At 53.8% G+C, this 11023-nt stretch carries 10 protein-coding genes; all 10 read right to left on the reverse strand.

What is annotated here, in order from left to right; genetic code table 11:
* Positions 1–7: 7 nt before the first annotated feature.
* Positions 8–547: a hypothetical protein gene (locus ACX93W_RS18875; protein ID WP_459393933.1), complete on the reverse strand. Its 540-nt coding sequence runs from the start codon at positions 545–547 to the stop codon at positions 8–10.
* 133 nt (positions 548–680) lie between these two features.
* Positions 681–959 (reverse strand): RNA-binding S4 domain-containing protein, encoded by a 279-nt coding sequence (locus tag ACX93W_RS18880; RefSeq protein WP_459393934.1) that lies wholly within the window; start codon positions 957–959, stop codon positions 681–683.
* 4 nt (positions 960–963) lie between these two features.
* Positions 964–1236: an HU family DNA-binding protein gene (locus ACX93W_RS18885; RefSeq protein WP_068687019.1), complete on the reverse strand. Its 273-nt coding sequence runs from the start codon at positions 1234–1236 to the stop codon at positions 964–966.
* 300 nt (positions 1237–1536) lie between these two features.
* Complete coding sequence (yabN, locus tag ACX93W_RS18890) at positions 1537–3060, reverse strand: bifunctional methyltransferase/pyrophosphohydrolase YabN (RefSeq protein WP_459393935.1); 1524 nt, start codon at positions 3058–3060, stop codon at positions 1537–1539.
* Positions 3061–3340: 280 nt separating this feature from the next.
* Positions 3341–5080 (reverse strand): oligosaccharide flippase family protein, encoded by a 1740-nt coding sequence (locus ACX93W_RS18895; protein ID WP_459393936.1) that lies wholly within the window; start codon positions 5078–5080, stop codon positions 3341–3343.
* 924 nt (positions 5081–6004) lie between these two features.
* Positions 6005–6547 carry a stage V sporulation protein T gene (spoVT, locus tag ACX93W_RS18900; RefSeq protein ID WP_459393937.1) on the reverse strand — a complete coding sequence of 181 codons (543 nt, stop codon included), beginning with the start codon at positions 6545–6547 and terminating at the stop codon, positions 6005–6007.
* Between the two features lie 535 nt (positions 6548–7082).
* Positions 7083–7778: an urea ABC transporter ATP-binding subunit UrtE gene (urtE, locus tag ACX93W_RS18905; RefSeq protein WP_459393938.1), complete on the reverse strand. Its 696-nt coding sequence runs from the start codon at positions 7776–7778 to the stop codon at positions 7083–7085.
* Positions 7756–8532: an urea ABC transporter ATP-binding protein UrtD gene (gene urtD / locus ACX93W_RS18910; protein WP_459393939.1), complete on the reverse strand. Its 777-nt coding sequence runs from the start codon at positions 8530–8532 to the stop codon at positions 7756–7758. Before urtD ends, urtE begins: the two co-directional genes overlap by 23 nt.
* A complete protein-coding gene (gene urtC, locus ACX93W_RS18915) occupies positions 8529–9683 on the reverse strand; it encodes an urea ABC transporter permease subunit UrtC (protein WP_459393940.1) in 1155 nt (384 codons plus the stop codon). Before urtC ends, urtD begins: the two co-directional genes overlap by 4 nt.
* Positions 9684–9842: 159 nt before the next feature.
* Positions 9843–10748: an urea ABC transporter permease subunit UrtB gene (gene urtB / locus ACX93W_RS18920; protein WP_459393941.1), complete on the reverse strand. Its 906-nt coding sequence runs from the start codon at positions 10746–10748 to the stop codon at positions 9843–9845.
* Between the last annotated feature and the right edge of the window lie 275 nt (positions 10749–11023).

Below are 11023 nucleotides of genomic sequence, written 5' to 3' on the forward strand. Positions count from 1 at the left end.
TTTATTTTTAATCGATGTTGAAAAAATAATCAAAACCGCTGAATAGCTGAAGCGTATAGTTGGTTTCGCCCGATGATTCACCGGATGCTTCACTTGTCTCGATAAAAGCCGGCTCGGCACGATAAGAACTGATCATTCGGGCCGAGCCCGTCAACTGATCTCTGTAATGGAAGTAATTGGCTCCTTCCACTTTCCGGGCTTCCCCGGCGAAATATAATTCCAACTCCACTCCGCGAGGTTCTCCTTTGGGGAAGGGAAAGGGCTCCACATCCTTGTAAAAAGCAATAATATCTTCCCTTGAAAGGGACGAGCTCAACTCCATGATTGCTACCACGTTCCAGTATCCGCCGCTCCCGCTTTCAATCAGATTTTTGGCATTAAACTGATGCTTGCCCAAGACAGTCGTCCCGGGAGGCAACGGATATTGAAACAGATTTTCTGCAAACTTCCGGGATATCCTCTCGTTGCTTGTCGTTAACTGAAAAGCCACGACTGCCAATACAGCCACGATTGCAATAGCCACTCCAAATCTAGCGATTTTTTTCATAGTAGGCTCCTTCCATTCATTCCTACATGCTTAACGGATTCAACGTGGAAAAAGTTTCCGAAAACGCCAAAAAGCAGGCCGGAGACGGAATACGTCCCATAGCCTGCTTTTCTGCTTAAGAAGTGGCGGCCCGCTACCAGTCGAGATCGTTCTCGCGTGGGCGCTGCTCTTCCTTTACCAAGGTATAAAGCTCACCGGCTTCATCCTTACGGGTCGTTTCCGCGATGCGTTCAACGCGAACGGTAACGATTTTCTGGCCGTATTGGATTTGGAGCTCGTCCCCGACTTTAACGGAGCTGCTGGCTTTCGCCTCGCGGCCGTTGATCCAGACGCGCCCTTGCTCGGATACATCCTTTGCAACGGTGCGCCGTTTGATTAGTCGGGATATCTTGAGAAATTTATCCAGCCTCATTTTGTTACTTGATAGCTTCTTTCAGCTTGTTGCCCGCTTTGAAAGCAGGAACTTTGGATTCTGGAATTTCGATTTCTTTGCCAGTTTGCGGGTTGCGACCGATACGGCCGGAACGCTTGCGAGTTTCAAAAGTACCGAAGCCGATCAATTGTACTTTGTCTCCGCTGGCAAGAGCGTCAGTTACTTCGCCCAGGAAGCCGTTAAGAACCGCTTCAACGTCACGTTTAGTCAGTCCGCTCTTTTCTGCAATATTGTTGATCAAGTCTGTTTTGTTCATTGTAATTTTCCTCCTATGTTATGGAAACAGTATAGTGGCCGCAGCCCTGAGGCGGCTTGCCCGTTGGCATTATTTGCTCTCACGAAGAATACTTATTCTGCTCACGAGATGAAAATCCTGCCGGGAGTTTCAAATTTTTTTGGGATTTGTGCGGAATGAAGACGAACGGTGACGAATGCAATCTCACAAATGTTCAGAAATTGTTCAGAAGCCTAAATCCCGTTCTATCATTCTAAGCGATACAAGGCATCTGCGTCAAAGAAACAATTCCTCATTATCCCTTTTCCCCTTTTGAAGAGGTTACTCCTGCCGCTTGGCTTCCTCCCACCAGGCATCCATTTCTATTAAATCAGTTTGGTCAAAGGTTTTGCCGTTTATACGAAGCTTCTCTTCTATATATTGAAATCTATGCCTGAATTTTCGGTTGGTTCGAGAGAGTGCTTCTTCTGGATCGGCATCAATAAAGCGGGAGGCGTTGACGACGGCGAACAACAAATCTCCCAATTCGTCCGCCCCCTTCTCCAGGTCGTTCTCCGCTATCCGCTCTCTTAACTCCGCCAGTTCCTCTTCGATTTTGGACAAAACGGGTTCGATTTCACCCCAGTCAAAGCCTACTTTAGCCGCTTTTTTCTGGATCTTGTAAGCTTTCATCAAAGCAGGCAGATCAGGCGGGATGCCATCGAGCATGGAAGGCTCTTTTTCCGCCCCTTTTCTCCGTTTCTCCTCTGCCTTCATGGCCTCCCAATTCACAAGCGCTTCCTCCGAATTTCCTGCGCTGCGGTCGCCGAATACATGCGGATGGCGGAAAATTAATTTTTCGTTAAGCGATTGAATCACGTCGAAAACGGAGAAAGCGCCAACTTCCTCTTCCATCTGGCTGTGCAGCATTACTTGCAGAATAACGTCGCCGAATTCCTCCTGCATGCCCACAGGATCATCGTTGTCCAGTGCTTCCAGCGCTTCATACAGCTCTTCGATAAAATTTTTGCGAATGGAGCTGTGCGTTTGTTCACGGTCCCAAGGACAACCCTCCGGGCTGCGCAGGATCGCCACGATTTCATGCAGCCGCTGGAAGGTGCGGTTGCGCAGCGCCGGGTCCAGGCTACGCGGCACATAGATCAAGGATAAATTTCCGTAGCCGTTATCACGGTCCAGCTCGTAAAGCGGCATTTTCAACAGCTTTTCCTGGCCTTGAACGCCCAGCGCATGACCTACCAGAACTTCGTAATCGTCAGGATATACTTCCATAAGCGCAAGCTTCACGTCGGAAGCGGTAAAGGCATCATAGACCTGTCCGATCAACGTGTGAAGCTGGGGCTGGAGCAGGGAGGCCGATAGCTCGGCAGCGTCCAGCAGTGCAAAACCTTCGATAGGATCCATGCCAAAGGACGAAAAAGCGGCGTCGAGAAAGCTTTCCCCGCCCGTGATGCGCAGCTCCAGTCCGGCATCGGCACAGCGCTCGCGAAGAAGCTGAACGGTACGCTCTGCCACCATGGGATGGCCTGGCACAGCGTAGATGAGAAACTCCGAGGTCAGCGGACCACCCTCCTGCCCGTGGACTTGGCCGTCGGGGCCGGTTGCCGCAGCCTCCATTAATTCGGCGGCTATCGCTTCATAAACGTGAGGAAACGAATCGAATTTTTCGTATAGATGATCAAAGGTTGCGTAGGGGATGCCTTCGTTGTCCAGGATGTCCATGACCGGATGTTGTTTTGTCCGGGCGTATATTTTTGGGGCTCTCTGCAGCTTGCGAAAAACGCCAAGCGTCAGCTGATCGGGATCGCCAGATCCCAGGCCGACAATTTCAATGCCGCTATAGTACATTTCTATTCCTCCTGTGGGCGAATGGCTTTAGGCTCGGCCAGCCACGCTGGCAGCGCCGAGCAAGAAAAAAGGCAAGAGCTATGGAGCAAAGCAAGCGCCATGGCAATGGCTTGCTTGCCGGTGCATGAGCTAAGCACGCACCTCAGCGCAAAGGCGTGTTTGAACCGGTGCATGTGCCAGGCACTCACCACAGTGCAAAGGCGCGCTTGAACCGGTGCATGTGCCAGTCGGTGCCAAGTATATATGCTTGCCTCCCAATGGGATGTCAAATCGCGATCAATTACTGCGGCGGCAACAGCCGCCACCGTCTGAGGCGAGCAGCCAACGCCTCGCCGCCAGGCAGCGCGCGCCATTCGCGCGCGCCGATGACACCGCAGCGCAGCACAGCTGCAGCAAAAACACACGCGCCGACCGCTACGCCCGTCAGCGCCAGCACAGCCGCTGCCATACGCGGCGGCAGCGAATGCCCGAGCGCGGGAGCCAGCCCGCGCTGCAGCAGCCACAGCGCCGCCGCCATCGCTGCGAGCGCAAGACCTGCGCCTGCGGCGGGGCGCATTCCAGCGCCAGCGCCCGCCGCAGGCTGGACATGCGGCGGCGCACCGGCGCTCGCCGCCGCCCGGCGAAGGGCCGCGGCACCAAGCATGGCCGCGGCGCTCAGCGCAACAACGCCGGAGACGGCCGCTCCCTGGATGCCCAGGGACGGGACCAGCGCGGCGTTGAGCGCGCCTTTGAGCAACGCGGCGAGCAGCAGCAGCGCCGCAGGGACCCGGGTCGCGCCCAGCGATTGCAGGGCGGGCGCGGATGCAGCGCTGACACAGCCGGCCAGCGCGGTCAACCCCGTCAGCGCAAAGGCGACGGTGCCTTGCGCGTCCTTGTACAGCATGATGTTGATAGGCTCCGCCAACATAGCTAGTCCAAGCCCGGATGCCGCTCCGATGATCCAGGAGACGCGCATTAAGAGCGACAGACGCATGCCGGCATCCAAAAATTGTCCCGACTGCTTGGCCGCCACAAAACCTGGCACCAAAGCCGCGGATGCCGCCCCGGCCGCCATAATAACGAGCTGAACCAGCGGCTGGGCGCGGCTGTAGATACCAAACATCTCCATGGCGGATGCCCCGGTGTAACCATCCGCCACAAGGAAACGCGGAACCGTAAATACATCCACGACCCCAAGAGCGGGCACCACAACAGCCGCTAACGCAGCAGGCAGCGCTAATCCCGCCAGTTCCTTAACCTCCGACCAAAGCCGGTTAAGCCGATGCCGGAGGCTTTTACCGGAAACTGTTTCGGTCGTCTTGGCCGACCGGAAATTTTCAGCGTTTTTCGTTAGGCTTCCAGTCATTCCACCCTTCCGTAACCTGCCCAGCATTAACCCAAGCAGCAGCAAAGCGGCTCCCGCTCCGGCGGCGGAGCCGCTCATCACGGCTGCCGCAAGCGCAGCTTCACTCCAGCCTGCAACAAGGCCGGCGCCAAGCGCGGACAGCATCACCGCAACCCGAACCAGTTGATCCGCCACCTGCGACAAAGCGGAATAGGTCATTAACCCCCGGCCCTGCATATACCCCCGAAGCGCCGCTGCCAAAGGAGACGCCAGCAATGCAATAGCCAGCATTTGAATGGCAGGGGCCGCTGAAGCATCGCCAATCCATGCCGCAATCCGGTCTGCGCCGGCCCACATCAGCAAAAACGAAATCGCGCCGCTGGCGCCAAGCAGCAGCAACGCGGCCATAAGCGCAAGCCGTTCTCCGCGCGGTCCGCCGTTCTCCGCCGTTTGTGCGCGGCGCGCGATTACGATAGAGACGGCAGTCGGCAGTCCCGCGGTCGCCAGAACGGCAACCAGCTGATACAAGGGGTATACGGCATTGTACAAGCCGAAAACCCGGTCCCCCGCCATATTTTGAAGCGGTATCTTCTGCAAGGAGCCTATCAGCTTGGACAGCAGCGCCGCTCCCGTCATCGCTACCACGCCGTTCTTCCAAAACGCTGCCGGTTTATTTCCGTCGTTCCTCCGGCTCATTCTCCACGCTCCCGCATCTGTTGCAATTTCAATATCGCATCCATAATGCATCCATTATAGCGCAAAAGCAGGACTGAGAACATTTGCCGACATCCAAAACCGTTAGCTCCATGCTTGCTGACGGACGTCGATTACCGTTGGCCGGTACTGCTGCTATCCCTGAAAAATAAAGCTCCGGATAGAGAACATCGATTAAGCTAACAAGCAGTGGAACGCAACATAAGGGAGAGCTTTAACGTCTGTTAATTGGAAGTATGGCCCACTCTAAGGAGGAGAATAACCTATTCGTTACTTTTTAAAACTAAATGCTTTAAGCGCTTTTTTTGCCTTGCTGCCATTTATTATTTGCGAGCTTTTAGTTAATGTCTACAGAATCAATCGAATCACCGGGGTTAAAATAGAAGTCATTAATTGGGTTAGTGTCATCGTTGGGCTTTTGGGTTTTTCTTTGTCGATCTGTACGTTTTTATTCATGGTAAAAAAACAGGTGCTGCCTTCTAATAAAGCTAACTTCATATCATCCATACTCTGGATTCCTTATTATTTGCTGTACGTTTATTTGTTTGCATCCCGGTTTCCAATGAATCATCCGGCAGATAACCCTAATCCTGTTTCCGGGCTGATTATTATGGCAGGTTTAGTGCTTTACCCTTTTATACTGGCAGCACTAAATGCCGCTGCTCTACTCTTTAGGAAACACAGTGCATCAAGCTAGCATACGTATGTGTCAAGAAAAAACGCTCCCTTGCGCGCGCGCCCGCTGATGCAAGGACATAGTAACAGCACAAAGAGGCTTCCCGCCGGGTCAGGATTTACCGTCCCCGCCGAAGAAGCCTCTTTTGCATGCTGCTTTTTTTGAATGCTTTGTTTGTTGTCTTGCCGTATTCCCGCCGCGCGAGAGGCCAATTCCCCTGCGCTTGAGTTCTACTGCTCCATCTGCTTGGCCAGGAAGCCGGCAGCGGTTTCCGCCATTTTGTTTTCCATCTGGGACATTTTGACGGATTCATCTTTGCTGAGCAGAACAACTGTGCCGATAGGGTCGCCGCCCGCAATAATCGGCGCCACAACAAAGGAGCTGAATGTGTCCTGCACATCCTTAACGATTTCATACGAACCACCGCTGGTTTCGGAAACCGTTTTGCGGCCATCCATGCAATTCTCTAGCGTCGCGCCAATCGGCTTGTCCATTAATTCTTTTTTGGACGCTCCCGCCACTGTAATGATCGTATCCCGGTCGGAGATAAGCGTCACATGGCCCGTGCTTTCAAACAGAGACTCCGCGTATTCCTTGGCGAAATCGCCCAACTCGCCGATCGGCGAATATTTTTTCAGAATAACCTCGCCGTCGCGATCAACGAATATTTCCAGAGGATCTCCCTCGCGAATACGCAAAGTACGCCGAATTTCCTTGGGAATGACCACTCGTCCGAGATCATCAATGCGACGAACTATTCCAGTTGCTTTCATTTCTTGTTGCCCCGCTTTCCCTAGAGGATTTTGAATACACTGGATGTCAAATGTTGCCTGTACACCTAATCTATTCGCATGGATTTTGCGCTTTGATGGGGTGGGTGCTCCAATGCGCCATGCTGTAAAAATGTTCACTGCAAGAGGTCATTCAAAAAGTCCGCTATCCATTACGCATCATGCCTGACAGCATAACCGGCATCGAATTTCTTCAAGCCACCTTCTCCGTACTGAAAAACCGTACTTTTTGAACACGCAATACAATAGGTTGTTCAAAAAGAATGAAGTTTCATTCCATCTTCCCGGCGCTAAAAACCGACCTTTTGAACACGCACTACAATGCTGCTTTTGAATCTGACCATAGTATTCATCCGCTCCCATTTTCTTATGCACAGCGCCAATCCACCCAAATCATTCCTTAACGAGCGCTCATGCTTCTTGCGGGACGCATATCCGCCTTCTGCCACGGGGCGCAACAGAAAGGCGGAAACGGCTTGCATCCGGCTAAAGACGGCTAAAGGGTTATATCGTCAAGCTACACCGTCAAGTATTGGCGCACGACCTCGTCGGTTAAATCCTTGGGTTCGCCTTCCCAGGCGACGCCCCCCTTGTCGATCACGTAAAAATAATCACCGACATCCTTCACAAAATCCAGGCTTTGCTCCACCAGCAAAATGGCGGTCCGGCCATCCCCTTTGATGGAGCGGATGACCTCGCGTATATCGTCCACGATGGAGGGCTGGATGCCCTCGCATGGCTCATCCAGGAGCAGCAGCTCCGGCTTCGAAGCCAACGCCCTGGCAAAGGCGAGCTGCTGCTGCTGTCCGCCGCTGAGGTCGCCGCCACGCCTCCCGAACATGGTCGGCAGCACGGGAAATCGTTGGATCGCTTCCGCCGGAATGTCGACCGCGCCGTCACGAGATGCTTCAAGTCCCAGCAGCAGATTTTCATAAACCGTCAGCTGGGGAAAAATCTCTCTCCCCTGAGGCACATACCCGATTCCCGCCCGCGCCCGCAAACCAGGCGCTTTTCGGGTCATGTCGGAGCCATTGTAGCGAACCTCCCCTTTTCTGGCCTTCAACAGGCCCATGACGGTTTTGATCAACGTTGTTTTTCCGACGCCGTTGCGGCCCAGAAGGCAGACCACCTGGCCCGGTCTTACGCGCAAGCTGATGTCGCGGAGAATGACGCTTTCGCCATAACCGGACTCAAGCTGTTGAACGGCTAACATGGTCATCCCGCCTTTTGCCCAAATAAACCTCCGCCACCCGCTCGTCGCCCTGCACATCCTCCATGGAGCCTTCCTTCAGCAGCCTGCCTTCATGCATGACCGTTACTTTGCTGGCAAAATTGCGCACGAACTCCATATCATGCTCCACGACAACCACCGAGCGTTTAAGGGCGATTTCATGCAGCAGCTCGCCCGTTTTGTCGGTCTCCTTGTCTGTCATGCCCGCCACCGGCTCATCCAGCAGCAGCACCTCCGGCTCCTGCAGCAGCATCATGCCGATCTCCAGCCACTGCTTCTCGCCATGCGACAAGCCGCCCGCCCGATGCTCGCTTTTATTCTCCAAGCCGATCATGCCGAGCTGATGATGCAGCCGATCCTTGGCGTCGCTGGACAAACGCGCGAACAGAGTGGCCGCTACCGTACGCTTTTGCCGCATCGCGATTTCGAGATTTTCCAGCACCGTCATGGACGAAAAGATGGACGGGGCCTGAAATTTGCGTCCAATGCCCATCTCTGCAATTTGATGCTCGGGTTTCTTCGTAATGTCCACCTTCTCCCCAAAAGTGACCCTGCCGGAAGATGGCTTTACTTTGCCGCAGATCACATCCAGCATCGTCGTTTTGCCCGCCCCGTTGGGGCCGATCAGAAACCTCAGCTCCCCTTTGCGCAAATCCAGATTCATGCCTTGAACCGCCTTGAAGCCGTCAAACTCCACCGTTACGTCCCGGCATTGCAGGATTTCGTTTTGACTCATTCCGCTTGCCTCCCCACAGGCTGGATTTGCTTGCCGTTATCCTTCTTTCGCAACAGGCGGTGGAAAGGCCCTCCGCTTCCTCCACGCCTTGTGAGCCCCAGCAGCTTGCCGGGATTCAGCCATGGCGGCGGAGACTGGAACAGCCCCGCCACACCCTTCGGCAGGAACACAACCACGACCACAAACAACGCGCCCATAAAAAACAGCCAGCCTTCCGGATATGCCGTGCTGAATTCGCTTTTGGCCCAATTCATCAAAATCGCGCCTAACGCCGCCCCAATCAACGTTCCCCTGCCCCCGATCGCTACCCATAACACCATTTCGATGGAAGGCACGATGCCCAGCATGGACGGGGAAATAATACCGACATGAAGCACAAACAACATGCCGGCCAAACCGGCGATTCCCGCAGATATGGTGAAAATGACCGTCTGATAAATCGCCGGGTTATATCCGATAAACCGAACGCGGTTTTCGCCGTCCCGAATGGCTCGAAGGACCTTGCCAAACCGGCTGCCCGTCAAGTAGCGGCAAAATAGAAAGACGCCCAGCAGCGCCGCCGCCGTAATCCAGTACAAAACCCGCTTCGTATCCGGGGACGCAAGCGAATAACCCAACAGCGTGGAATACCCCGTTACTCCGTTTGTTCCTCCGGTAAAAGCCTGCTGTCCCACCAGCAGCGTCGTTACGATAATAACGAGCGCTTGGGTCAAAATCGTAAAATAAACGCCCCTGATTCGGTTGCGGAAGGTGAAAAAGCCCAGTCCCAGAGCCAGAAGCGCAGGGATTAGAATCCCAAGCGCCACAGCTGCGCCAAAAGGCTCAAACGCCTTCCAGAACAAAGGCAGCTCCTTCAATCCGCTCCAGCTCATAAAATCAGGGAGCTTTCCACCGCTGGCCTCCAGCTTCAGGTACATGGCCATGGCGTAAGCGCCAAGTCCAAAAAAGATGCCGTGTCCCAGGCTCAAAATGCCTGTATATCCCCATATCAGATCCAGTCCCAGCGCTACGATGGCGAAGGCCAGAAATTTTGCCAGCAGATTAAGGCGAAAATCGCTAATAAACAGCGGAGCGGCGAACAGGATCGCCGCCGCGACCGCATATCCCCCCAAAATCCACCATTGCTTGGGCGTCCACTGTCGCCATGCCATGCCTACACCTCCTCTGTCCCTGCTTGTGTCCTTGCATTTGCGCTTCCACCCTAGCCTTTTTCTTGATTTCGCTACTGTTTGCCTTGCATCTAACGAGCTTTCGTTACTCAATCCTTGAGCGATGCCCCTTTGTTTCCCTGTCTTTGAATGCCTAATCTCCTAATCCAGTGATCTCGTGCGCATGGCAACAAGACCTGATGGCTTCCATTGCAGGAAAGCCACGATGCAGACAAATACGAGCACCTTGCCCAAAGATGCGTTCGTCCAGTATTCAAACATCGTATTGAACATGCCGATGCCCGTTGCTCCCAATATGGTGCCGACAAGCTTGCCGACTCCCCCCAGCACAACCACCATAAAGGCGTCCACGATATAATAAGTGCCAAGCGAAGGTCCGATTGGCCCCAGCAGCGTCAGGGCGCATCCGGCAATGCCCGCAATGCCGGAGCCGATAGCAAAGGTCATCCGGTCGACTCTTCTCGTGGAGATGCCGAGACAAGCGGCCATCTCCCGGTTTTGCATAACGGCCCGCATCCGCCTGCCTTCGTTGCTTCTGTAGATATAGAGATACATCGCGACAAGACAAGCGATAACCAACGCGATGATAAACAGCCGTTTGTAGGGCAGCAAAGCGCCGCCCATAACGGTCATTCCTCCATCCAGCCAAGTCGGGCTTTTGACCGCGACATTAGGCGCTCCAAAAATCGTTCTCGCCAGTTGCTGAAGGACCAGTCCTACGCCCCAGGTTGCCAGCAGACTGTCCAGCGGCCGGCCGTACAGGAAGCGGATCAAGCCCGCCTCCAGCACCATTCCGATCAGAAAAGCAATTCCGAAGCTGACCGGCACCGCCAGAACGAAGTACCAGTCAAAAAGCTCGGCGGGCATATAGGCGACAAACAGATTTTGCGTTAAATACGTTGAATATGCGCCAATCATAATCAACTCGCCATGCGCCATATTGATGACCTTCATGAGTCCAAAGGTGATCGCCAAGCCGAGCGCGACCAGCAGCAGAATCGAGCTGATGCTTAATCCGTTGAACAGCTGCAGAACAAAAAGTTCCATAGGACCGCTCCTTACTTGTATTTTTCACTTCGCATTGGAAGGCGGACTTTTTGAACATCCTCTTCAGATGAAAGTTCAAAAAGTCCGGTTTTCAGTGCCAAGAAGATGGAATGAAGCTAGAAACTGAGTAGCGGAGCTTAGTGGGAGCTAAGTGAGCAACGGAAGTTTCGGCTGAATTCCATATTCGACGCTGGCCATGCCGCCAGGCATGTTCCGTAATGGAAGGCGGACTTTTTGAACAACCTCTTCAGATGAAAGTTCAAAAGGTCCGGTTT

It is taken from the genome of Paenibacillus sp. CAU 1782, from assembly GCF_054551715.1.